24 protein-coding genes are annotated in these 23,431 nt (G+C 68.0%); 7 read left to right on the top strand and 17 right to left on the bottom strand.

What is annotated here, in order from left to right; genetic code table 11:
• Positions 1-44 precede the first annotated feature (44 nt).
• The 10 genes from ACT6SE_RS11295 to ACT6SE_RS11340 all read right to left on the bottom strand — a co-directional run bounded on the left by ACT6SE_RS11295 (position 45) and on the right by ACT6SE_RS11340 (position 11,488).
• A complete protein-coding gene (locus tag ACT6SE_RS11295) occupies positions 45-674 on the bottom strand; it encodes a hypothetical protein (protein WP_014647342.1) in 630 nt (209 codons plus the stop codon).
• A 3-nt stretch (positions 675-677) separates the two neighbouring features.
• Entirely contained in the window at positions 678-1,019 is a 342-nt protein-coding gene (locus tag ACT6SE_RS11300; protein WP_014037381.1) for a type II toxin-antitoxin system prevent-host-death family antitoxin, read from the bottom strand.
• Between the two features lie 70 nt (positions 1,020-1,089).
• Entirely contained in the window at positions 1,090-2,676 is a 1,587-nt protein-coding gene (locus ACT6SE_RS11305; RefSeq protein ID WP_046430927.1) for a sensor histidine kinase, read from the bottom strand.
• Between the two features lie 9 nt (positions 2,677-2,685).
• Positions 2,686-3,090 carry a response regulator gene (locus tag ACT6SE_RS11310; protein WP_014647345.1) on the bottom strand — a complete coding sequence of 135 codons (405 nt, stop codon included), beginning with the start codon at positions 3,088-3,090 and terminating at the stop codon, positions 2,686-2,688.
• A gap of 136 nt (positions 3,091-3,226) precedes the next feature.
• Entirely contained in the window at positions 3,227-4,681 is a 1,455-nt protein-coding gene (locus ACT6SE_RS11315; protein WP_046430928.1) for a porin family protein, read from the bottom strand.
• An 89-nt stretch (positions 4,682-4,770) separates the two neighbouring features.
• Complete coding sequence (locus tag ACT6SE_RS11320; RefSeq protein ID WP_014647346.1) at positions 4,771-5,535, bottom strand: Slam-dependent surface lipoprotein; 765 nt, start codon at positions 5,533-5,535, stop codon at positions 4,771-4,773.
• A gap of 52 nt (positions 5,536-5,587) precedes the next feature.
• Complete coding sequence (locus ACT6SE_RS11325; protein WP_049420486.1) at positions 5,588-8,704, bottom strand: TonB-dependent receptor; 3,117 nt, start codon at positions 8,702-8,704, stop codon at positions 5,588-5,590.
• Between the two features lie 184 nt (positions 8,705-8,888).
• A complete protein-coding gene (locus ACT6SE_RS11330; RefSeq protein ID WP_046430938.1) occupies positions 8,889-9,845 on the bottom strand; it encodes a FecR family protein in 957 nt (318 codons plus the stop codon).
• 82 nt (positions 9,846-9,927) lie between these two features.
• Positions 9,928-10,431: an RNA polymerase sigma factor gene (locus ACT6SE_RS11335; RefSeq protein ID WP_014647349.1), complete on the bottom strand. Its 504-nt coding sequence runs from the start codon at positions 10,429-10,431 to the stop codon at positions 9,928-9,930.
• Between the two features lie 130 nt (positions 10,432-10,561).
• Positions 10,562-11,488, bottom strand: a complete 927-nt coding sequence (locus ACT6SE_RS11340) for a LysR family transcriptional regulator (RefSeq protein WP_032962583.1) — start codon at positions 11,486-11,488, stop codon at positions 10,562-10,564.
• A 149-nt stretch (positions 11,489-11,637) separates the two neighbouring features.
• Between ACT6SE_RS11340 and ACT6SE_RS11345 the strand changes: the two genes are divergently transcribed.
• From ACT6SE_RS11345 to ACT6SE_RS11355, 3 genes are all read left to right on the top strand, one after another.
• Positions 11,638-12,504: a pirin family protein gene (locus tag ACT6SE_RS11345; protein WP_014647351.1), complete on the top strand. Its 867-nt coding sequence runs from the start codon at positions 11,638-11,640 to the stop codon at positions 12,502-12,504.
• 71 nt (positions 12,505-12,575) lie between these two features.
• Positions 12,576-13,256: an isochorismatase family protein gene (locus tag ACT6SE_RS11350; RefSeq protein WP_049420084.1), complete on the top strand. Its 681-nt coding sequence runs from the start codon at positions 12,576-12,578 to the stop codon at positions 13,254-13,256.
• Positions 13,257-13,317: 61 nt separating this feature from the next.
• Positions 13,318-13,716: an OsmC family protein gene (locus tag ACT6SE_RS11355; protein ID WP_046430945.1), complete on the top strand. Its 399-nt coding sequence runs from the start codon at positions 13,318-13,320 to the stop codon at positions 13,714-13,716.
• A gap of 8 nt (positions 13,717-13,724) precedes the next feature.
• Here ACT6SE_RS11355 and ACT6SE_RS11360 read toward each other — a convergent pair whose 3' ends face one another.
• The 6 genes from ACT6SE_RS11360 to ACT6SE_RS11385 all read right to left on the bottom strand — a co-directional run bounded on the left by ACT6SE_RS11360 (position 13,725) and on the right by ACT6SE_RS11385 (position 20,508).
• The gene (locus tag ACT6SE_RS11360; RefSeq protein WP_005409871.1) at positions 13,725-14,054 is read right to left on the bottom strand and encodes a hypothetical protein; all 330 of its coding nucleotides are present in this window, start codon (positions 14,052-14,054) and stop codon (positions 13,725-13,727) included.
• A 97-nt stretch (positions 14,055-14,151) separates the two neighbouring features.
• Positions 14,152-15,897: a putative porin gene (locus tag ACT6SE_RS11365; protein WP_046430947.1), complete on the bottom strand. Its 1,746-nt coding sequence runs from the start codon at positions 15,895-15,897 to the stop codon at positions 14,152-14,154.
• Between the two features lie 42 nt (positions 15,898-15,939).
• Positions 15,940-16,605: a TonB C-terminal domain-containing protein gene (locus ACT6SE_RS11370; protein ID WP_049420085.1), complete on the bottom strand. Its 666-nt coding sequence runs from the start codon at positions 16,603-16,605 to the stop codon at positions 15,940-15,942.
• A gap of 39 nt (positions 16,606-16,644) precedes the next feature.
• Positions 16,645-17,058: an ExbD/TolR family protein gene (locus tag ACT6SE_RS11375; RefSeq protein ID WP_005409874.1), complete on the bottom strand. Its 414-nt coding sequence runs from the start codon at positions 17,056-17,058 to the stop codon at positions 16,645-16,647.
• A gap of 10 nt (positions 17,059-17,068) precedes the next feature.
• Positions 17,069-18,853, bottom strand: coding sequence for a DUF2341 domain-containing protein (locus ACT6SE_RS11380; RefSeq protein WP_046430955.1), 1,785 nt, complete (start codon positions 18,851-18,853; stop codon positions 17,069-17,071).
• Between the two features lie 38 nt (positions 18,854-18,891).
• On the bottom strand, positions 18,892-20,508 hold the full coding sequence (locus ACT6SE_RS11385; RefSeq protein ID WP_046430957.1) for a ShlB/FhaC/HecB family hemolysin secretion/activation protein: 1,617 nt from the start codon (positions 20,506-20,508) through the stop codon (positions 18,892-18,894).
• A gap of 201 nt (positions 20,509-20,709) precedes the next feature.
• Between ACT6SE_RS11385 and ACT6SE_RS11390 the strand changes: the two genes are divergently transcribed.
• A complete protein-coding gene (locus ACT6SE_RS11390) occupies positions 20,710-21,045 on the top strand; it encodes a hypothetical protein (protein ID WP_014647358.1) in 336 nt (111 codons plus the stop codon).
• A gap of 90 nt (positions 21,046-21,135) precedes the next feature.
• Here ACT6SE_RS11390 and ACT6SE_RS11395 read toward each other — a convergent pair whose 3' ends face one another.
• Entirely contained in the window at positions 21,136-21,612 is a 477-nt protein-coding gene (locus tag ACT6SE_RS11395; protein ID WP_014647359.1) for a general secretion pathway protein, read from the bottom strand.
• Between the two features lie 103 nt (positions 21,613-21,715).
• Here ACT6SE_RS11395 and gspH point away from each other — a divergent pair, with 103 nt between their 5' ends.
• The 3 genes from gspH to ACT6SE_RS11410 are packed head-to-tail and all read left to right on the top strand — an operon-like array spanning position 21,716 to position 23,132.
• On the top strand, positions 21,716-22,162 hold the full coding sequence (gene gspH, locus ACT6SE_RS11400) for a type II secretion system minor pseudopilin GspH (RefSeq protein ID WP_046430958.1): 447 nt from the start codon (positions 21,716-21,718) through the stop codon (positions 22,160-22,162).
• An 8-nt stretch (positions 22,163-22,170) separates the two neighbouring features.
• Positions 22,171-22,521 (top strand): type II secretion system minor pseudopilin GspI, encoded by a 351-nt coding sequence (gene gspI, locus ACT6SE_RS11405; RefSeq protein ID WP_153643303.1) that lies wholly within the window; start codon positions 22,171-22,173, stop codon positions 22,519-22,521.
• Positions 22,518-23,132, top strand: coding sequence for a prepilin-type N-terminal cleavage/methylation domain-containing protein (locus ACT6SE_RS11410; protein ID WP_046430961.1), 615 nt, complete (start codon positions 22,518-22,520; stop codon positions 23,130-23,132). The genes gspI and ACT6SE_RS11410 overlap by 4 nt, the downstream gene beginning before the upstream one ends.
• Positions 23,133-23,431 lie beyond the last annotated feature (299 nt).

The following is a 23,431-nucleotide window of genomic DNA, read 5'->3' on the forward strand; positions in this document are numbered from 1 at the left end:
GGGGATCAGCCGAGCATGGGTTCGACTCCGCACCCCGTGCGGCATCAATCACCCGGGGTGTCCAATTCCATCGCGCGCATCACGATGGGCTTGGCCCAGCCCGGCGTGTGCAACAGGTCGGCCACTGCGACCGGGTAATGCAGCTGGCCTGCAGCCATGGCCAATACCGGCAGCGGCACCACGCAGCCGTCGGCATCGGCCGGCGCGCTGTTGTCGTAGACATGCAGCTCGGCCAGGTGCGGCAGCAGCTCCAGCAGATTTGCGCGCGCCGAATCGAAACGCGCGTGGATCTTCTCCACCGGAATATCGTGGCCACCGGCGGCCACCCGCGCGGCCACACGGGCGACGTGCAGCCCGACATCGGCCAGCCCACAGAACCAGATCGCCACCTGGTGCCGCTCGCAGGCCTCACGCAGCAGACGCGGAATGGTGTTGCCACCGAGCGTGGTCTCGAAGGCGAAGTCGGTGCCATCGGCCATGGCCTGGCGCAGGCGGCGGGTGCCTTCCTGCCAGGCCTCGGCATTGGCGTCCGGCAGCGGCCAGCCGGCGTCGACCAGGCGGCGGGTGAACGAGTCCGGGTTGAACCAGCTCAGCCCTTCGGCGTCCAGCCAGGTGCCCAGCAGCGAACTCTTGCCGGCGCCATTGACACCGGCCAACGCCAGGATGCGTCCCATCGATCAGAGCGGACGGCCAAGGGTGACCTTGCGGCCGCGCCGGATCGGCTGGCCCAGCACCTTGCCCAGCCCTTCCCCGCGCTGCAGCCCGGCCAGGGTCTGGTCGAACTCGCTGCGCAGGCGCTGCAGTTCTTCGTTGCGCTCACCGGCATCACCGCCGGCGGCCTTGGCCAGCAGTTCCTGGTAGGTGCGGATGTCCACGATCACCGCTTCCGGGTGGTTGTGGTTGGTGATGACCAGCGCCTGCTTTTCGCGCACGGTGCGCATCAGGCTCGGCCAGCCCCGGGTCTTCACCGACGAGGCCGGGGCCTTCTCGAGGCCAGGCAGATCCAGCGGCAGGGTCATGGCACGGCTCCAGGCGGGGTGGATGAGCGACACTATACCCAATTTGGCCAAATTGGGGATAAATCCCCTTTTACCGCAGGGGCGCGGTGTCCGGAGCGTCGGTCTGCAGCAGGCTGTCGCGTTCGCGCAGCGGGAAGCGGATCCACGCATCCAGCCCCTGTGGGCCAAAGTGCAGCTCGCCGCTGCCAGCCAGCTCGTAGGGCACGCGCTGCTCGATCAGCGCCCGACCCAGGCCGCGCTGGCGTGGCATTTCCCATCCCTCCACGTCGGCATGGCGCTCGCACCAGTGCAGGCCCAGCCACGGTTCTGCGTCCTGCACCTGCAGATGCCAGGACACCTCGATCCGCCCCGCCTCGCGCGCGGCCGCGCCGTAGCGCAGCGCGTTGCTCGCCAGCTCATGGATGGCCAACGACAGCACCTCGGCCGCTTTCGGTGGCAGCAGCACGTCCTCACCGTGCAGTTCGCACAGGCCCGTGCCCGGCATCTGCGCTGACACTTCCTCTTCGATCATCCCGCGCAGGCAGACCCCGGCATTGCCGCCCCGGGTCAGCAGGCTCTGCGTGCGCGCCAGCGACATCAAACGCCCGCACAGCCGCTCGGCGTACTCGTCCACGCTGGCCACGGTGCTGCGCGTCCGCCAGGCAAGGGCATGGATGGTGGACATGATGTTGCGGACCCGGTGCTGCAGTTCGGCCAGCAGCACCGCCTGGCGCTCGGTGGCGCGCTTGAGGTCGTCGATATCCACCGCAATGGCGAACACCCCGGTCACCTCGCCGTCTGCATCGCGCAGCGGCGCAGCGGCGACGCGTGTCCAGCGGGCGCGCCCGTCGTCATGGATGAACTGGAACTCCAGGCCAGGGACCACCGTCTCCCCCCGCAGGGCGCGGGCGATGGCGAAATCATGGGGCTCGATGCGCGAGCCGTCGGGGTGCCATCCCTGCCAGCGGTAGTGGTTGGGACGATCGGTGGACGGCACCTTGCCGGTGGGCAGATAGGTCCGCATCCGGTCGTTGGACAGTTGCAGTCGGCCTTCGGCATCGACAATGCAGACGCCCACCGGCAGCACCTTGAATGCCAGCGCCAGGCGCCGGTCGCTCTCACGGCGCTTCTGCTCCTCGCGCTCGCGGGCCGCCTGCGCGACATGCGCGGCGGTCGTTTCGAACATGGTGACAAGCACGCCGTTGATGCGCCCTTCCTCACCGCGGATGGGGCTGTAGGTGATGGTGAACCAGACATCCTCCAGCCGCCCCCGCCGCGCCAGCGGATAGAGCTTGTCCTCGTAGGTGATGGTCTCGCCCTGCCACACCCGCTGGTAGATCGGGCCGTTGATGTGCCAGACCTCAGGCCAGCACTCGCGGGTGGGCTGGCCAAGCCCGCCCGGATGCTTGTCGGCGAGGATCTCGGCATAGCCATCGTTGTAGAGCTGCACCAGCTGCTCGCCCCACAGCACGATCATCGGGAAGCCGTGGGCCAGCATCAGGTCGACAGTGGCGCGCAGGTGCGGCGGCCATCGCTCGATCGCACCCAGTGGCGTGCCTGACCAGTCGTGGCGGGCAATACGGGCGGCCATGCCGTCATGGCGCGCATGCGCCTGCAGCGGCGGCGGCATGCCTGCCGGGCGCTCAACGGCCGGGAGACCCTGGATGCGGTGTGACATGCCGCGCAATCAGGCGATGCCCGCAGCAGCCTGCGGGCCTGCCACCAGCCGTGCCAGCTGCTGCACCAGTGCCTCGATGTGATAGGGCTTGGTACAGCGGGGCGCGCCAGCGAAGCGGCTGGGCAGATTGTCATCGTAGCCGGAGGTCAACATGAACGGCGTGCCGGCGTCCGCCAAGCGGTCGGCCAAGGGGTAGACCAGTTCACCCCCCAGGTTGATGTCCAGCAGGGCGACATCGATGGGGTTCTCATCGACCAGACGCCCCAGCGCCTGCAGGTCACCGGCCGGTCCCACCACCTGCGCGCCCTTCAGTTCCAGATAGTCCACCAGGAACATCGCGATGGCGAATTCATCTTCCGCCACCAGCACCCGCAGCCCTTTCAGGCCCTCTGGCTTGTTGCCCGCTTCCAGCACGACCCGCGCTCCTCGATACACGCGGCGCACCTCTGCCGCAACGCCTGCAGGATGCGCGAAACGGGCTACAAGGGCGCGTGATGATCGATGAAGATCGCCGCCACGGCCCGTTCACCCGGGCATTGCAGCGGCGCGTTCAGAACGCCCGCTCCCATTTCAGGCTGAGCAGGCTGCGGTCGTGGCTGTACAGCCAGCCGACGTTGCTGTCGATGCGGGCGTAGCGCAGGCCCAGGCTGGGCACCAGCCCGGCCACCGCCAGCCGCTCGCTGCGCACGATGGCGATCAGGTTCTGTTCGTCGTCCTGCCTGCGCGCCTCCAGCAATGGACTCCAGGCGTCGTAGTCGCGGCGGCGCAGCGACACGAACACCGTGGCCGTGGTGCCGCTCCACTGCCGCGCCGCGCCCAGCCGCAAGCCGCGCTGGCGGTAGCCGTTGGCCGGGTCGGCAGCGCTGCTGCCGGTGACATCCAGCCCGGCGAAGACCGTCCAGCGCGGATTGAGCGCACGGAACCAGGTGGCATACACCGATACCAGCTCGCCGTCATAATTGCTGGCCAGGCCCTGCTGGCGATACCGCTGGCGCTTCCAGTCGGCCTCCAGCTTGAGCAGGCTGCGCGCATCCAGGGCGTACTGCCATTCGCCGTGCACGCCACTGCCGCCCTGCAGCGCACGGTTGCCCAGGCCCTGGACGTCATAGCTGGGGGCAAGCAGCACGGTCTGCCGCGCACTGCGCCAGCTGTAACCTGCCTGCACATTGGCATTGAGCTCGTTGTAGGCACGGTGCCCGCGCCATGCCTGACCGAAGGCGAGACCGCGCACGTACAGCCCATGATGCCCGTCGAGGACCCAGCGCCGTTCCAGGCTGGCGTCGTAGTCGAGGCCCCCTGCGCGCTGGGCGTCGGGCAGTTTCCGTTCGATGAGGCAGGCGTCGCCTACGCCGAACAGGCAGGTGCGGCTGGCCGAGCTGCGGTTGATGTTGTCACTCCATGCGGGGCCGGCGGACAGCGCGCCTTTCCAGCGCTGGCGCGCCTGCAGGGCACCCAGGTACCCGTCCACGCGCGCGCGGACGCCGGCCGTGGCCGGATCATCAGCATTGATGCCTGCAGCGATGGCCGTGAACAGCGCGACCGCATCGCGATCACGCTGGTCTTCCGCATAGACACGTGCCAGCTCGAGTCGGGCCGGCAGGAACTCCGGCTGCGCCGCCAGCAGCGCTTCGTACTCCTTCGCCGCGCGACGATGGTCGCCGGCCACGCGGGCCAACGCCCCCTGCGCGTAATGGCGCAGCAGCGGGTCATGCCCCGGCAGTTCGATGTACTCCTCGAGGAACGCCGCGGCGGCCCGCCATTGCTGATGCTGCAGTGACAGGTAGAGGGCCTGGCCGAGATCGTCGACGCTGCGCTCCACGCGCAGCGTCCTGCCGTCGATGGTGATGGTCGGCCGCTCCGACTCGGCCTGTTGCAGGCGCTGCCGGTCCTGCTGCTGGTGGCGCAGTTCGCTGCCCTGTTCAAGCACGCGGCGCAGATCGTCCTGCTGGGCGCGCACATCAGCGGCCGCCAACAGCAGTACGACAAGGAAGGTGGAATGGCGCATGGTCGATCCGTGGTGGTGCATGCAGCGGCCGAAGCAGGGACTGGCGGATCGCGGCTTGTCCCTGCCCTGCCCCGTCAGGGGCGTGGCGATCAGTTCTTGCTGCCGCCGAAGGCGGTGTCGTACTGGCTGTTGCCGGCGAACGTGGCGATACCGGCGAGCGTGGCCGCGTTGGCGCCGAAGAACTGGCCCTGGCTGTTGCCGGTGACCGAGCCGTTGGCCACGGCGGTGCCGGCGAAGGATGCATCGGCGCTGTTGATGTTGGCGCTGATCGCCAGGGTCTGGCCACCACCGGTCAGGCCGCCGGTCAGCTTGCCAGTGCCGAAGTTCGCCGCGAAGGTACCGCTGAGCAGGTTGCTGCCATTGAACCGGTTCAGGCCGGCCACCGCGTAGGTGGCGGTACCGCTGGGCAGGGTGGTGCCGGCGCGGTCACCAGCGAAGTACACCTGGCGGTTGTTGAAGCCACCTGCAGCGCCGTCCTTGGACCATTCGCCGAACCACACATCGCCACTGCCCACCTTGACGAAGTTGAAGTGGCCCATGCCGGAATGGCTGCCCGGCGTACCGGTGATCGGCATGGCCAGGGTACGGACGGTAACGCCGTTGACGGTGGTCGGGGCCGAGTAGGCCGCCAGCCCCTGGAAGTCGACCGGCTTGCCGTTGGAGACGGTGCCGACGCCGATGCCGGCCTTGCCTGCGCTGTGCGGGCCGCCGTTGACTTCGGAGGCACCGACCTTGACGTACAGCTGCGAATCGGTGGCCGGGCTGGCCGCACCGACGATGTCGGCGGCCTGGGCGGCACCGGCCAGGGCGAAGGTGGCGGCCATGGCCAGTACGGAACGGGAGATCATCTTCATGGAACTACTCCTTGGGTTGAGGGAACAACGGGTACAACAACGAGACAGGTCATCAGAAGCGTGCAGTGACACCGAGCTTCAGCGTGCGCCCCGGCGCCGGCAGCGTGGAGCGCGTGGCCGGGTCGACGTAGTAGCGGTTGCCGAGGTTGGTGCCGACCAGCTCGACGCTGGCGTGGTCATTGAAGCGCCAGCGCGCGTAGGCATCGACGGTGGTGATGTTTCCCCAGGTGAACGGCACGTTCTGCCAGATCAGGCCACCGCTGCCGGCGTACAGTCGGTCACGGTAGGCCTGCAGGTCCGGGTTCTGGTGGCGTTGGTAATGCACGATGCGGCTGCCCAGCTCCAGGCGCTCATCGAACAGCCGGGTGCCCAGCGACACGTTCACCGACAACCGGGGAATGGCCTGGGTCAGCAGGTAGCCACTGACGAAGCCGTCCTGCACGCAGTTGGGCACCTTGCCGGCCAGCGCATCGAGCTGCACCGCCATGCTTTCGTCGCAGACCTTGTTTTCCAGCGTACGGGTGATGCCCAGGTCGGTGAAGAAGCGCCGGTTGTCGAACCGCGCCTGCAACTCCAGGCCGCGGATGCGCTGCTTGTCCAGGTTGTCGAACAGGAAATTGCCGTCGCGCTCGATCACGTTGCGGGTCTTGTGCACGTAGTAGGCCAGCTTCACGTCGGCATCGGCGGTGTTGCCGAACAGTGCGGACAGGTTGTGCACATAGCCCACTTCGTAGTTGTAGGCGTGCTCGGGCTTGAGCGGGTACAGCGGGTTCAGGCTGCTGGAGAACGCGATGGTGCTCTCGAACATGCTGGGGAAACGCACCGCCTCGCTGTAACGCACATAGGCGCGCGCATTGGGCGAGAAATGCGCGGTGGCCGAGAAGGTCGGCAGCCAGGCATGGTCGCGCCTGCGCTCGTTGCGGCCGGCCACCGTCTGCGGCCGCCCGCTCTGGATGCTGCACAGGATCTGCGCGCCCTGCACCGGCAACAGCCCGGGAATGGCCGCCACCTGACCATTCAGGCACGGGTTGCTGGCACGGCTGTAGTTGCCGTCCGCATCCGGCAGCCACGGAATGCTGTGCTCCACCGCCACCGGCGTCTCGTACCTGCTGAGCAGGCCCTTCAGCAGATCATCGACGATGAAGCCCATGCCGATGCTGTCCCAGAACGCGCGCTGCGCCTCGATGGCGTCGATCTCGCCCTGCAGGCTGGCCGGGCGTTCGGGCAGTTCGTTGACCCGGTAGCGGGCCTCCTTGGGGAACACAGAGGTGGTCATCAGCTCCGGGTGTTCCTGCAGGAAATCATCGAAGGCCCAATAGCGCGCGTAGCGCACGCCGGCGCTCAGGGAGAGGAAATCCACCGGCCGCCAGTCCAGCACCAGGTAGCCCTCGCCTTCCTGGCGGCGCCCGGCGCGCGGGTACATGCGCCAGCCATCGCTGACACCAAAGTACGGGTCCGCCGAGCGCAGTTTCTCGAACTGCCAGTTGCCGCCCACCGTCAGGTCCAGGGTGGAATGCAACGCGAAGCGGTTGCTCAGGGTCAGGCCGGTGCGGTCGTTGCGGGCATTGGCCAGCGCGGTATTGCGCAGGATCGGGCTGCTGCCGGGGTTCCAGTCGGGGTTGCTGGCAAAATTGGGGAAGCCGCCAGCGGTGTAGGTATCGCTGGTGGTTTCGGTGCGCCACAGGTTGGCACGCAGGTCCAGCCAGCGGCTGCCGGCAGGCTGCCAGTGGTATTCCAGGTTCCAGGCATCGGCATCGACGCGGCTGAGCGGCCACTGGATGCGACCGTAGTCGGGCGCGGACAGGATGCGCGAGGGCATGATCTCGCCGTAGTGGGAGAGCGTACGCCGCCAGGTGGCGCGCAGCTGCTGGTCATCGTTGATCTGCCAGGTCGCCTTCAGCAGCCACGATTCCTGCTCGCTGGAGGTGTTGGGCACCTCGTCGCCGGGCTTGAAGTAGCGCGCCAGCGTGGTGATGTAGTCCAGGCCCTTGTACTCGAACTGCTCGCGCGGGTCCTGGTCGTAGTACGCCGTGCCCTGGGTGCCGGAGAAGTAGTTGCCGCGCTTGCGCCAGGCATACGCGGCCATCAGGTCCACGTGTTCGCCGCGCAGGCCCAGCGCCAGCCGCCAGGCCTGGTCCTCGCCGGCGAACACATTGGCTTCCGAACCGCGCGACTTCACCGGCACCAGCAGCGTGCTGTCGGCATACGGTGCCGAGGGCGAGCCCTGCGGGAACCCGGGCACCGTGCGGTAGTCCTCGCCGGTATGCAGCCGCGGCAGGCGTGGCGCCACCGCATTGCTGCTGCCTTCGATCTTCAGCTCCCCGCCGAAGCGCTCACCCGCTTCCACGATGTCATCGACGTCGATGGTCTTGATCACCAGCGCGCCACCGATCCCGCTGTGCACATCGCGCACCAGCCCCGGCCCCTTGATGACCTGGATGCCACCTATCAGGTTGGGATCGATGTAGTTGCGGTTGCTGACGCCGTTGTAGCCGCGCCAGACCGTAAGTGCCTGCTCGCCGCCGTCGATGCTGACCGGCACCCGCCCCGGCCCCTGGATGCCGCGGATGTTGATGTCCAGCGCGCCACTGTTGCGCGCATCGCCGCTGAACACACCGACCAGATCCTTGACCACGTCGGCCGGATTGGAGCCGCGGTAGCGCTCCACCCGGTCGCGCCCCGAATACGCCGTGGCCATGTCCAGCGCGAACACATCATCGTAGCCGCGCCGATCGCGGGCCTCGCCCCCTTCCGACTGCAGGCGACCGGCCACGTCCAGTGTCTCGGTCACCCGCCCCCCTTCCCCTTCACCCGCCTCCGCTGCGGTACGCAGGCTCCAGGTGCCGTCCATGCCACGCTGCGCGCGCACGCCGCTGCCACGCAGCAGCAGCTGCAGGGCCTGCATCTGGCTGTACTCGCCGCTCACCGCGCTGGAGCGACGGCCTTCCACCAGGTCACTGCGGAACACCACCTGCACATCGGCCTGGCGGCCAAAGGCACGCACGGCGTCGGCCAGGGGTTGTTCCGGAATGGCGTACTGGCGCAGCGGCGCGACGACCGCCGGTTGCGCCTGCCCGGCCGGCACCCAGGCCAACTGCAGCAATGCGGTGGAAACAGCCAGGGCCAGAGCGGTGGCGCGACGATGACAGGCGGATGCCGTGGACGGCATGGACAGGAACTCCTCAAGCGGGGCGGGACCACGGACACGTCCGGTGCCCGGTGGTGTGTCTGGCTTGAGAAGAAACGCTGTTTCGCTCTGGCTATACCTCTATAGACAGCGGGCTGCGACGACTGCCCACGGTTTTTTCATGTTTTTTTTCATGCGACCGGTTCGTCCATGTTCCGAGGGTGCTTCACCACAGCAGCAACGCACCACCGGGCAAGCGCTGCACGCGCAGTCCCGCCTGCGCGGCCACGGCGACGATGGCCGTGTCCGGTTGCTGCAGGTGGAACAGGCCACTGACCCGTACGCGTGCGCCCTGCCCGCCCAGTACCCAGACCGGGCCACGACGGTAGCGCGCCAGGTCGGCGATGGCCTGCGCGGCCGGCCGATCATCGATCACTACCTCGCCACGCCGCCACGGCGCCATGCTCTCCGGATCTTCCAGCTGCACCGGCTGCAGCCAGTGCCCGTCACGGAACGCGCGTGCCTGTCCGGCATGCAGGCGCTGCACGCTGCCATCGCCCGGGCGCACATCGACCACACCCGCGCTGACCTGGGTGGTGACCGTGGTATCCAGCATCGACACGCTGAAGGCAGTGCCGATGTCACGGACCAGGCCGCCCGCTGCCTCGACCTGGAACGGGCGAGCCTCGTGCGCTACCTGGAACCAGGCCTGGCCGCGCAGCAGGCGCAGGTGGCGCTGCCGGTCATCGAACGAAAGTGCCAGCGCGGTGCCGGCATCGAGTACCGCCGTGCTGCCATCGGCCAGCTGCACCACTCGTGGCGCATCGCTGCTGCGCACATCACTGCGCGCCAGCAGCAACGCATGCGGAGCGGCCGCGACCATCAGCACCACGGCCGCAGCCGATGCCAGCAGCCACGGCAGGCGACGGCGCGGTGCGATCGGACGCAGCCCCTGGCGGTCGGCGGTCAGCTCGGGCAGCGCGGCCAGCACCTCGGGCCCAGCAGCGTCCAACCGCTGCCAGAAGGCCTGCTGCTGGCGCCAGGCCAGCGCATGGCGCGGATCGGACTGCAGCCAGCGCTGCAGGGTGCGTTGCTGGCGTTCCGGCAACGGGCCTGCACTGCACCGTATCACCCAGCGCAACGCCTGCCTGGCCTGACGCGGCGAGGGTTCGGACGTGGTCATGGTTGTGGCCTGCCGCACCGCGAATGGGTGCGCTTTCCTGTTGTGACAACGGCGGGCACGATCTGCCCACGGCAATCGCCGCTCATCGGCCCATTCCCCGCTGCTGTTGCTGGATCAGCAGCGCTGCGCGCAGCACATGCTTGCCGACCAGGCTCTTGGAGATCCCCAGGCGCGCGGCAATCTCGCGTTCGCTCAGGCCCAGGTAGCGGTTGAGCACGAAGCACTCGCGTACCTGGGCCGGCAGGGCCAGGATGGTCTGGGTGATCTCGCGCAGCTGCGCCTGGTCCAGCGCCTGCGCCTCGCCGTCGTGGCCTGCCTCGGCCATGCCGGTGGCGTACTCGGCCATCGCGCGCCGCTCGCGGGCGTCGGCCTGGCTGCGGTTGAGCGCGTGGTGGTAGGCCATCCGGTACAGATAACCGCGCGGCTCCAGGATCGGTGGATCGCCGGGCACGCTGCTGGCCTTCAGGTAGAGGTTCTGCAGGGTGTCCTCGGTGCTGGCCGGGTCGAGGTAGCGCGCGACGAAGCGGGACAACGCACGGCGCTCGCGGATCAGCAGCTCGACCAGCGCCAGGGCATTGGGAGACATAGGTGCCAAGGCCGGACCGGGGAATGATGGGCGTGATGGCGACGGTCCGGACGTGGATTGTGGGCTGCGGGGCCGCAGGCGGCAAGCCGCGCCACGAAAGCATCATCGACGCATGGCGTGGATGGAGGATCTACGGTTCCTCCAGCGCCTCGAAGCGTTCGGCGAGGTAGTCGATCAGCGCACGCACCGCAGGCAACAGGCCGCGTCGCGACGGGAACACCGCGTGCACGATGCCGTGCTTGGGCACCCACTCCGGCAGTACCGGCACCAGCGCGCCACTGGCCAGCTCGTCGCTGATCATCATCCGCGGCAGCATCAGCAGGCCCACCCCGGCCACCGCGGCGGTGCGCAACGCGATCATGTCATCGCTGACCAGCCGCGGGCGATGGTGCACGCTGGCCAGCACATCGCCCGGCCCGGTGTATTCCCAGGCATGCTGCTGGCTGGGCGATGCCAGATCCACGGTCGGCATCATCGCCAGGTCGGCCGGCACCTGCGGCGTGCCCAGCCGCTGCAGCAGCGCCGGGCTGGCACTGGTGCACCAGACCCGGCGCGCCAGCACGCGTACCACCAGGTCACTGTCCTCCAGCGGCGGCGGCCGCACGCGGATCGCCACGTCCACACCCTCGCCCACCACATCGACGCGCCGGTTGGTGGCGTCCAGCTGCACCGTCACCTGCGGGTGCAGGGCCAGGAAATCGGCCAGCATAGTGCCAATGCGCGCGTGCAGGATCGCGATCGGGCACGCCAGGCGGATGGTGCCGCGCGGCTCGGCACGTGACATCGCAATGGCTTCCTCGGCCGCTTCGGCTTCGACCAGCATGGCCTTGCAGTGGCGGTAGTAGTCCTGGCCGACCTCGGTGACCGAGAAACGCCGGGTCGAACGCTGGATCAGGCGCACGCCCAACCGTTCCTCCAGCAGCGCGACGCGCCGGCTCAGTTTCGACTTCGGCATCGCCAGCGCCCGGCCGGCCTGCGAGAAGCCGCCATGCTCGACCACCATGGCGAAGTAGAACAGGTCGTTGAGGTCACAACGGCGGATATCTGCGATGAACACGGGGCGATCTCCTGCGGCCACGGCCTGCAGACATTGTTCACCAGATAGGACTATGACGGCAAATATTGGCGTCTACCGGCCTTATTGTCACGGCGATATCGTCTTCGCAACGAAGAACAGCGGCCGGCAGCCCCGGCCAGGAGATCGCCATGAAGCGTGTCACCGGTACCTACAGCGCCCCGCGCCCGCACTGGGTGGGCGACGGATTCCCCGCCCGCTCGATGTTTTCCTACAACACCCACGGCCAGCACCTCAGCCCGTTCCTGCTGCTGGATTATGCCGGCCCGTACACCTTCGCCCCCAGCAATACGCCGCGTGGCGTCGGCCAGCATCCGCATCGCGGATTCGAGACCGTCACCATCGTCTATGAGGGTGAGGTCGCCCACCGCGATTCGACCGGGGCCGGCGGCACCATCGGCCCGGGTGACGTGCAGTGGATGACGGCTGCCTCCGGCATCCTCCACGAGGAATTCCACACGCCGGAATTCAGCAGGCGCGGCGGCACGCTGGACATGGTCCAGCTGTGGGTGAACCTGCCGGCGCGCGACAAGATGGGCGCACCGGGCTACCAGACCCTGCTCGACGCAGAGATTCCCTCGGTGGATCTGCCCGATGGCGCCGGCCGCGTGCGGGTCATCGCCGGCCGCTTCCACGGTCATGCCGGCCCGGCGCGCACCCACACGCCGATGGATGTCTGGGACATCCGCCTGCAGCAGGGCCACCACACCGACCTGCCGGTGGCCGAGGGCCGCACGCTGGCGCTTGTGGTGCTGAAGGGCACGGTGCGGATCAACGGCGGCCAGCCGGTCGGCGAAGCGCAGCTGGTCACCTTCGACCGCAGCGGCGAGGACGTGTTCGTCGACGCCGACAGCGACGCCACCGTACTGCTGCTCAGCGGTGAGCCGATCGACGAGCCGGTGGTGGGCTATGGCCCGTTCGTGATGAACAGCCAGGCCGAGATCGCGCAGGCGGTCAACGATTTCAACAGCGGCCGCTTCGGCCAGATCGCCCACTGATCGTTTCAAGCGGCGGGCGATGGCCCGCCGCACCCTCCGGGCCATCGCCCGCTTTTTCCAGGAGACTGACCATGAGTACCCCCGCCAACTTCAACGGTGCCCGCCCGGTGATCGATCCGGACAACGCCACGATGCTGCTGATCGACCATCAGAGCGGCCTGTTCCAGACCATCGGTGACATGCCGTTCACCCGCGTGCGCGCCCACGCCACCGCGCTGGCCAGGATGGCCACGCTGGCAAAGATGCCGGTGATCACCACTGCCTCTGTTCCGCAGGGCCCGAACGGCCCGCTGATCCCGGAGATCCACGACGCAGCCCCGCATGCCCGGTACGTGGCGCGCAAGGGCGAGATCAACGCATGGGACAATCCGGAATTCGTTGCCGCAGTGAAGGCCACCGGCCGCACGCAGCTGATCATTGCCGGCACCATCACCAGCGTGTGCATGGCCTTCCCGTCCATTGCCGCCGTTGCCGATGGCTATCAGGTGTTCGCGGTCATCGATGCCTCGGGCACCTATTCGAAGATGGCCGAGGAGATCACCCTGGCCCGGGTGGTGCAGGCCGGCGTGGTGCCGATGGACACCGCCGCGGTGGCCTCGGAGATCCAGCGCAGCTGGAACCGCGACGATGCCCAGCAATGGGCCGAGGTCTACACGAAGATCTTCCCGAACTACCAGCTGCTGATCGAAAGCTACCTGAAGGCGCAGGACGTGCAGAAGAACCACGAGCCGCTGGATTCGCAGCGCAGCTGAGCGCGCAAGACGGTACAGTCCAACGCGTCGGGCACCGCTCGACGCTACAGAGGAGATCCCCATGGCCTACGCACGCATTGTTTCGACCGCCGACAATTTCCTGCACCACATCAGCAATGGCAGCTTCGATGTGGATGCGGACGAGCCTGCCTCGTTGGGCGGCCAGGGCAAGGGCTTCGCGCCGTTCGACCTGTACCTGGCCTCGCTGGCGGCGTGCACCGCCATCACCCTGCGCATGTACGCGCAGCGCAAGGGCTGGGACCTGGGCGAGTTCCATGCCGAGCTGCGCTCGGAACGTGATGAGGACGGACGCCTCCACGTGCACCGCGTGCTGCATGCCAGTGCCGAGCTGAGCGATGCGCAGTGGCAGCGATTGCTGGAGGTGGTGGAAAAGACCCCGGTGACCCTGGTGATGCGCGAAGGTGCACGCATCACCAGTGAGCGTGGGGCGGCGGCGTAACAGAAGGCTCAGCGCCGTGAATGCAGCACCGTGCGCTGGCGCATCGCGTTGAATTCCTGCTCCACCTGCTGGATGTCTTCGGCCTGGAACCCGGCGGCATCCAGCAGCTGGTCGGCGGCCGCGGCCGCCAGCGGATCATCGTCACGCTGGCGCCAGCAGCGCGCCGGCAGGAAGTAGCCCACTTCGCTGCGCCCGCGCATGATCACCACCGGCCGGCCCGCGTACAGCAGGAACTCGGCCAGGTGCTGGCGCAGGCCCTCCACGGAAACATAGGCCGGTCCAACACCCAGCATCTGGCTGGACGGTTCGGGACTCTCGAACAGCTTGCGACGGCTCATCCACTCCTCCTTTTGAACAACGCGTGGTCTCCTTTCCCTAGACGGGCGCATCGCTGCGCCCCCGCCACGCACTACGTGATCCGCATCACGCCGTCACTCAGAAGCCGGTATTGAACTCCAGCTGGAACACGTCGATCGACAGCGGCGCACCGGACACTTCCTTGGCCGCCATCCACTTGCCGCTGATCCAGCTGCGCGCATCCAGCGCGTAGGCACCGCCCACGTAGTAGCCGCGGGCGTTGGTGCCGCCGAGGTGGAAGTTCGGATCGTTGTAGGCATCCGGCAGCGCATCGGCCTCGATGTGCTTGTAGCCCAGCAGCGCCTGCCACTGGCCCTTCTCCTTCAGCTCGGTGGCACCGAAGGTGGCCTGCAGCATCCATGCCGTGTCGCCGCTGCGGAAGGTGTCGATGCTGGCGGCACCACCGGCACCGTAGTTGTTGACGATGCCGTTGCTGGCGCGACTGAACATCGCCTGCTTGTCGTAGGCCAGGTTGCGGATGTAGTCGCCTTCAAGGCGCAGGCCGACGTCCTGGGCCAGCTGCGTATCCCAGCGCAGGTTCAGCGTGGCCAGGCGGAATGCCGAGGCCAGGCCGACATACTGCGGGGTGGGCGTATTGGCCGGATCCAGCGGATTGCGCGCGATGTCGCGGATCAGCATCAGGGTGTTGCCCTTCTGCATGAACGCCGGACGCGACCAGTCGGTGTCGCAGCCCACCGCGCCCGCATACAGCGCGCACGGCGAGGACAGGCGGCCGCTGATGTTCTTGAAGTCGTAGTAGCCCAGTGCCGCGCGCAGCGCGTTGTCGTCATTGAAGCGCCAGTTCACGCCCACCTGCGCCCCGGACAGCCACTTGTTCTCGTTCGGGGTCTTGACCCGGCTCTGGCTGGGCGCGCTGTCAGAGGTGTATTCCAGCGGTACCACCGCCAGGTTGCCGAACAGGCCGAGGTCGCCGCCGTCGAAGTCGTACTTCAGGTTGGCGGCCAGGCCATCGAAGTTGAGGTCGTTGGAGAACAGCGTGTCGCTGGTCCAGAACGGATTGCCGAAGCGGCCGCCGCGCACCGTCACCCAGTCGGCCGGGCTGTAGGCCAGCCATGCCTGGTCCAGCCATACATCCTTCTTGCTCAGGCCGCCACCCAGCTGCTCGGTGGTCGACACCGGGCCATTGCTGCTGCCGCTGGCCAGGCGCACACCGGCCGTGGTGTGCTGGCCGATGGTCGCCTCGATGCCCAGGCGGGCGCGGATGCGCCACAGGTTGCGGCGGTCCTGGCGGGTGTTCAGCAGCGGTGGCAGCTGCAGGTTGGTGTTGGTGTTGGTGTCGAAGCCGTTGCCGGAATTGATCGACGACCAGTTGCTCACGATGTCGCTGTTGCGTTCGGAGAAGAAGCGCGATTCGCTGCGCACGCGCATGTCACCGGTGACCTTGATGCGCTTGGTCCACTCAGCCACTTCGTTCGGTGCCGCCCAGCCCTCGGACCTGGCCTGCGCCATCACGTCCTGGCGTACTTCGTCACGGATGCCGTCGCGCACGCTCTGCGGCACGTAGGGTACACGCACGTCGCCGGCTTCCAGGGCGACACCGCCACTGGCGGCCGAGGTCGCGGTGGCTGTACTGCGCTGGGCGGCCGCTGCTTCGGCCTCGGCCTGCACCAGCAATGCCTGGCCGTCTTCTGGTTTCAGTGCGCCGCTGGCGATCAGGCCCTTGATCAGCTTGACCATGGTCGTTTCGGCGGCCATCGCACCGGCCGGGGCGGCCAGGCTGAGCAGCACGGCGCAGCACAGCAGCGCCCGTCGGGCCGGCCGCGGGCGGCGGGAATCGGTTCGTGCGCGGACGTGGTCGTTCATCACGGTTCTCATCGAAAGAAGGGAAATCACGGAGGTCGGGAATCAGGCCCCGGGCCGGCGGCCCTGGATCAGGACGCGGGCGGGGAAATCAAGCGACGGTGGGGGTGCCTGGTCGACCTTGCCGATGCGATGCAGTGCATCGAGCACGGCCGCGTCGGCCTCCTCGTTGCCACTGCCACGCACCAGCTCGACCTTTTCCAGGCGGCCATCGCTGGCCAGCCACACATTCACCTGCAGCTGGAACGCCAGGCGCTTGACCTTGTCGTCGCGCGAGATTGCCTGCTGCACCAGGTAGCCGAGGTAGCGCCCATAGGCGGCATTGCCGGCACCGCCGCGACCGACGCCGGACGAACCGCCACCATTGCCGGACTGGATGCCGAAGTTGTCACCGCCGGCCTGCGCATCGGCGTTCATCGTCACCGGATCGGCATTGTCCGGTGCCGGCGTCGGCTCTTCGGCCGGCGTCGGCTGCTCCAGCGGCTCCGGTTCGGGCATCGTCTCCTCCGGCAGCGTTTCTGGCTCCGGCGGCTTTTCCGGCGGCGGCGGGGGTGGCGGAGGCGCTGGCGGCAGCGCCAGCATCGGCGGCTGCACCACCGGCCGACGGGTGCTGGCGGTGTCCTTGAACAGCATCCACCACACGGCGATGCCGAGCACCAGCAACGCGGCCAGCACCAGCGCGACAGTCACCAGCAGCTGGCGACCGCGCATGCCGGGCTCCGGCCGAGGGGGTTGATGGGCCGTCATGCCTCAGCCCTGCGCCTTGCCGGTGACCAGGCCGACCTGGGCGAGCTCCAGGCGCCGCAGCAGGTCCAGCACCTCGACCACGCGGGCGTACTGCACCTGCGCGTCACCGCGCACGATCACCGGGAAATCCGGCGTGGTCGCGCGCTCGGTGCGCAGGCGGTCTTCCAGCTCCGCCATCGTCACCGGGTAGGCATCCAGAAACACCTGGCCACTGGGGTCGATGGTGATCGCCTTGGTCTTCGGCTTCTCCAGCGCGACGCTGTTGCTGGCCTTCGGCAGGTTGACCTCGATGCCGGGGATGGAAGCGTTGCTGGTCAGGATGAAGATCACCAGCACCACCAGCAGCACATCGACGAAGGGCGTCACGTTGATGCCCTTCTCGCGCTTCTTGATGCCGAACTTCGCCTTCTGGCCCATGGCGCGCCCCTCAGCCCTGGACCGCGGCCGGGCCGCGCCCGTCCTGCTCTTCAGCCAGGCGCGCGGCGAACTCGTCGATGAACACCGCCATGTCCGCGCCGATCGCTTCGGCACGCGCGCCCAGGTAGTTGTAGCCGAACAGCGCCGGGATCGCGACGCCGAGGCCCGCGGCGGTACACAGCAGCGCTGCGGCCATGCCCGGTGCCACCGAGTTGATGTCCACCGCGCCGGCCATCGCCGCAACCACGAACACCAGCATGATGCCGATCACGGTGCCGAACAGGCCCACGTAGGGCGCGCCTTCGATGGTGGTCGACAGCCAATTCATGCGCCGCGCCATCGCTTCCTGCTCGCGCACCATCACTGCATCCATCGAGGCGCGGATCGCCGCGATGGTGGCACCACTGAGGTAACCGCTGTTGCCATCGCGCTGGTGGCGTTGCTGCATTTCATCGATGGCCACCTGGTAGATGCGCCACAACGAGCCATCGTGCATGGCGGTCGGCGCCTTGCCCTGGCGGTCCATGTCGGACAGGGTGCGCAGCGGTACGCCGGACAGCTTGCCGAAGCTCTCGGTGAACACGGCATTGGCCTTGCTGGTACGGCCGAAGTGGCGGCTCTTGGCGATCATGATCGCCCACGACAGCAGCATCATCAGGCCGAGGATGGCGACCACCACCCAGGCATCGAACGGCATCGCCTTGAGGATGAAGGCGAAGTGGCTCTGCCCGGCGGACTGCTCGTCGGCGCCGTAGCTGACCAGGCGCGAGTCGGCGCCCTGAGCGGTGGCGTCGGCCAGCAGCAGCGCGGCCGGGCGTGCCACCCGCGAAATGCGCAACTCGTCCAGGGCACCTTCGAAGTTGGCCAGCGGCTGCGCGGCGCCCGGCGCATCGGCGCCGACCACCGGCGCGGTGGCCAGCGCCGGCAGCGCACCGCTCAGCTGGGCAGCTACGCGCCCATTGAGGTACAGCTGCAACGCGCCCTTCTCTGCCGTCAGTGCAACATGCGCCCACTGCCCTTCCGGAATCGGTTGCGCCGGCGTGCTGCGCTGGCCATTGAGCTGCACGAACGGCACGCGGTTCTCGATGCCCAGCACCAGTTCGGAAGCACCATCACGGCGGGCGTAGATTGCTTGAGCCGCATTGTTGCTGCCCGGCTTGATCCAGGCCGAAACGGTGAGCGGCGCGCCCGCTTCCTGCGCCAGCGACGCGCTGGCCGGCAGCGGCAGCGGGCCGGCGCCCAGCTGCACGCCGCGGCCGATCACCGCGCCTTCCGACGGCGGCACCACCGCACCGGCATTGTTGCCATAGGCGGTGGTGTCGCGTGCCGGCGCATTGGCCTCGGCAAAGTGATAGACCAGCGTGTAGTCCGGATCGAACACCTGCTGGCCGTTGCCGCTGGCCGGGGCTTTTTCATTGCCGTAGTGCATCCAGATGGTCTGCGGCGCGGCGGCACTGACCGCCGGCAGGTCCACCCAGACCAGGGCCAGGCCCAGCGTGGGATCGAACTGCTCGATCTGGTGGGCCAGCACGGTACGGCCATCACCCGAGACGAAGCGAAGGTCGTTGCCCGCATCCTGGGTGCCGTCGAAGCCGAAGTTGCCGGTATGCAGCCGCAGCAGCAGTGGCGTGCGGCCCGGGTCACCGGCCAGGCCCGCGCCCTGCGGGCCGGCGTCGACGGTGATCGGCTTGCGGTATTTCCATTCGGCCTGCCACCAATTGGCATCGGCCGCAGCCGCAGGCAACGCAACCAGCGCGGCCAGCAGCAGCAACACTCGGGAAAGCAAACGGTCCATGCGAAGGGTCTCCGGAGAACGCATGTTCAAGGGAAGGGTCAGTAGCTGGTGCTGATGTTGAAATGCAGGCGCGGGTCGTCCTTGCGCGTGACCGGGCCATCGGCATAAGGCCAGGCGTAGTCCAGGCGCAGTTGCAGGTGTTCACCCAGGCGCAGCTGCGCGCCCAGGCCGACCGAGGCCAGGTTGTACTTGTCACGCTGCTCGGGCAGCGGCTGGCGCAGGCGCAGGTAGGCCGCGTCGGCAAAGCTGTAGACACGCAGATCGGTGCCGCTCCACAGCGACCACGCCGGGGTGCGCCATTCCAGGCTGGCCAGGCCGCCGTAGTCTCCGATCGCCTCGGCCGACAGGTAGCCACGCACGGTGTACATGCCGCCAGCAGCGAACTGCTCGGCCGACACCAATGGCGCATCGGTTACCTGCAGCGAGCCACGCGCATACCACTGCCAGTCGCTGCTGAAGGTGTGGGTGTTGGCCACGTCGGCCTTGAAGGCCACGAAGCTCGGGTCAGCCCAGTAGCGCTTCTGCCCGAACGCGGTGGCGTCGCTGCCGTAACCGAACAGGCGGCGGGTACCGGCCACCAGCTGGGTGTTGATGCTCAGCTGATCCTGCTCGCCCTGGCGCACGCCGACGAAGGCCAGGGTGATCGGCGCATACTTCAACGGTGTCTTCAGGCTGTCCTTGCCCATCTGCGTGTCTTCCTCGGTGTCCTTGAAATCCACACCGAGGATGAGCTGGCGCCACCACTGGCTGCTGCCGGCAAGGCGGTAGTTAAGCTTGAGGCCGATCGAATGGCCGTTGCCGATCACGTTGGTGCCGGTGCCGGTACCGACCTGCCCGCCTGCATTCAACACGCGGCTGTCGGATTTGTAGCCGGAGGCTTCCAGGCTCCACGGCGTGCCTTCGAACGGCATCGTGTACGAGGCCGAGAACACCTTGGCCTGCTTTGTATCTTCCGGCGCCAAGTACACGCCGATGTTGGCGCTGTGCCCGCGCTTCCACAGGTTGTCGTAGGCCAGCGACGCACTCAGGCGCAGTTTCTCGGTGTCGGCACTGTGGTCGTTGTTGAGTGACGCGCTGGCACGCCACGGCGACTTCTCCCCGACCTGCAGGTCCACATCCATCGTGCCCGGTACCTGGCCTTCGCGCACCAGCGGCATCACCTGGCGACGCCCGCCTTCGTTCAGTGCAGTCAGTTCCTTCTGCGCCTGGTCGAAGTCCGGCACCTTGCCCTCGGCCAGTGCCGGTACGCGATCGCGTATGCGGTCAGGCGATTCGTGGCGGGTGCCGACCACGCGCAGCTGGCCGATCGGCGTCTGCTGCACCTTCAGCAGCACCACGCCGCCACTGACCTGCTGCTCGGGGAGTTCGACGTAGACCGACTGGTAGCCCGCCTGCTGGTACAGCGCGTGGACCGCATCGCGCGCCTTCTCGACATCGGCCAGGGTCCTGCCCGGGCCGAGGAACGGCTCTACCGCCCGTTCGATCTGACGCGGATCGAGCACGGTGTTGCCGCGCACGATGTATTCATTGATGTTCACGCTGGGCGCAGGCGCTGCCTCCTGCGCGAACAATGGCAGCGGCATCGCGGCCAGCGCCAGCACCAGCGGATGCAGGCGCAACGGAAAGCGGACGGCTCGGCACGGAACAGGAGTCATCGAAGGCATCGCGTCGTATCGGAGGGAGTGGCCAGGGAGCGGCGCGTGGGTCTACCAACAGGACGTGCACGTCGCGTCAAAACCGCCACCAGTTTTGTGACAGCACTGTCATCTTGTGACAGCGCCAGAGCACTCGCCGGCGTAGACTGCCCTCGCCACACGTCTTCATTGCAGAGCGTCGGTTGTTGCAGGAGATTCGAGATGAGTGAGCCATTGAAGGCGGGCCTTCGCCCTGCCCTCGCCCTTGCCTTGTTGCTGGCGTTGCCATCGGCCTGGGCCGGAGAGGCGAAGAAGCAGGACGGTGCTGCGCCGTGCATCGAAGTACAGGTCAACGGCGAGCGCATCCCCGCGTGGGAATGCCTGCAACGCAGGCTGGCGCCGGCGCCGAAATCGGCGAAGTCAGCGGCGCTGCCGGATGCCGAACGCCTGATGCGGCAGCCCGGCAACCAGCTGATGCAGTACAACCTGGAAGGCACGCGGCAACGCATGGGCGATGCCTTCGGGCGGTCCGTGGTACCGCAGCGTCCGGCGCGATGAACCCATGCAACTGCAGAGCCGAGCCCACGCCCGGCTGCGCCTGCACACCGTTCAACAGCCATGCAGAGGCAGCCGAGCGCGGGCTCGGCTCTACCGAGCGCCGCCCTGCGGAGCGGCCGGCACGATGCCATCGTTCGGCACCGGTGGCAGCGCGGGCACCGGCAGGCTGCGCGATTGCCCAGCCTGGTTCAGTTCCACCGCGTTGGCGCTGATGCTGGCCAGCACCGTACAGGGCCCCAGCCGCTGGCCGGGCGCGTAAGCCTCCGGCGGGCGTCCATCCACCGACAACAGGGCCAGGGGCGCGTGGTCACCCGCCATCACACCCAGCACGACCACCTCGGTCTGCACCGCACCGGGCGAGAGCAGCCGCACCAGCGGCAGACTGGCCACCGCATCGAACAGCGGCCGGGCCGGCGCATCGGCATGCGCTTCGCTGGCCGCCGCCGCAGGCGCCACCGCAGACAGGGTGACGCTCCAATAGGCCACCACCGCCAGCAGCAGGGTGGCCGCCAGCAGGGTCAACATCCGATTGCGATCCCAGCGCCTGCCATCCATGTTCCGCACCATCGCCACGTTCGTGTCCGCCCACGCTAGCAGCCGCCGCTGACGCTTTTGTTTCATCATACGGGCCTACGCTGGCAGGCATCGACCTGGACAGGAGGCAACGTCGATGCAGCACGTGCCGCGTGGTTTCACCCTGCTGGAACTGATGGTGGTGCTGGTGATCATCGGCATCTGCACGGCGGGCATCGGCCTGGGCCTGGGCGGCCTGCTCGACCCCGCGCGCCAGCTGCGGCAGGAGGCCGAACGACTGGCGCAGCGCCTGCAGGTGGCGCGCGACGAGGCCCGCATCGATGGCCGCCCCCTGCGCTGGCAGGCCGACGCCGCCGGCTACCGGTTCAGCAGGCGCGAAGGCACCCGCTGGGTGGACGTGCAACGCGACGACCTGCTGCGCCCACAGTCATGGCAACCGGCCGGCATCGTGGTGCAGCCGGCCACCCCGGTTGAACTGAGCCCGGAGTGGATCGGCGTGGCATGGGAACTGACGTTGTCGTTGCAGGGCCGCCAGCTGCGTCTTCGTGACGATGGCAGCGGACAGTTGCAGGTCGTGCAGTGAAGCGGAACATGCGCGGATTCACCTTGATCGAAGTGCTGATCGCACTGGCGATCGTTTCGATTGCGCTGGCTGCGGTCATGCGCTCGGTCGCGGTGGCCACCGACGATCAGTCACGCCTGCGCGACCGTCGCCTGGCGCTGCTGTGCGCGCAGGACCGCTGGCAGGAGCTGCGCCTGGCCGGGCAGCCGCCGCAGGATGCACGACTGCGCTGCGTGCAGGGGCGAAGCAGTTTCCTGGTGCTGCAGCATATCGGCACGGGGAGTGACGGACAGCCGCAACTGGAACTCAGCGTGGCTGCCGAAGATGCACCGCGGCAGTCGCTGGCGCGGATGCAGCTGCCGTGGACCGCGGCGCAATGAAGCGTACCGCAGCAGGCTTCACCCTTATCGAGGTGATGATCGCGATCACCATCATGGGCGTGCTGGCGCTGATCTGCTGGCGAGCGCTCGACAGCGTGGCCAGCAGCGACCAGCGCCTGCGCCGGGCCGATGCCGAGACCACGACGGCACTGCGCGTGCTGCAGCAGTTCCAGCGCGATATCGAGATGCGTGCCGACGATGCGCTGATGAACGGCGCGGTGCGCCCGGCGGATCGTCCGCAGCGACTGTTGCCGCCTTCGCTGGTGAGCGAACGGCACCCGGATGGCAGCTTTGCGCTGGAAATCACCCGCAGCGTCGACAGTGATGGGCTGCGCTGGCAGCGGGTGCGCTGGTGGCGGCAAGGCAACACGCTGTGGCGCGCCAGCGGTACGGCGACGGACCGCTATCCCCTGCCCGCGCCGGTTCCTTCGGAAGGCATTGCAGTGGCAAAGGATGTGCAGCGGTTCGAGGTGCGCGCCTGGCAGCCCGGGGCCGGCTGGGCGATGCTGCCGAGCGAGGGCGAGGTGCTGCCGGCCACCGGGCTGGAACTGCGGCTGGGCCTTCGTGACGGGCGTGGACCGCTGGGCTACCGGCGCGTGCTGGAGCTTTAGGATTCCTCCCAGGCAAAGCACCCACGCATGGCGTGGATCTACTGCCGAGCGGCTTCTACTGCCCGGCCTGCCCTGGTGGGTGCCGACCGTTGGTCGGCACTGAGGCTGGCCCAGCCATCCACGCATGCCGTGGACCTACTGCCGAGCCCGCCGCCGGGTGCTCTCCTGCACCCGGCGGCGCCGTGTCGGTGGTCCTCACCGCTGATGGCCGCTTCCGTTCCGTGGCGGCTGGCCCGATGCTGTTCGTTCTTTCGGCCCGGTCGCATCCACGCATGGCGTGGATCTACTGCCGACCTTGG

This window comes from Stenotrophomonas sp. LC732, from assembly GCF_052446685.1.
In the GTDB taxonomy this organism is placed as follows: Bacteria; Pseudomonadota; Gammaproteobacteria; order Xanthomonadales; family Xanthomonadaceae; genus Stenotrophomonas; species Stenotrophomonas muris.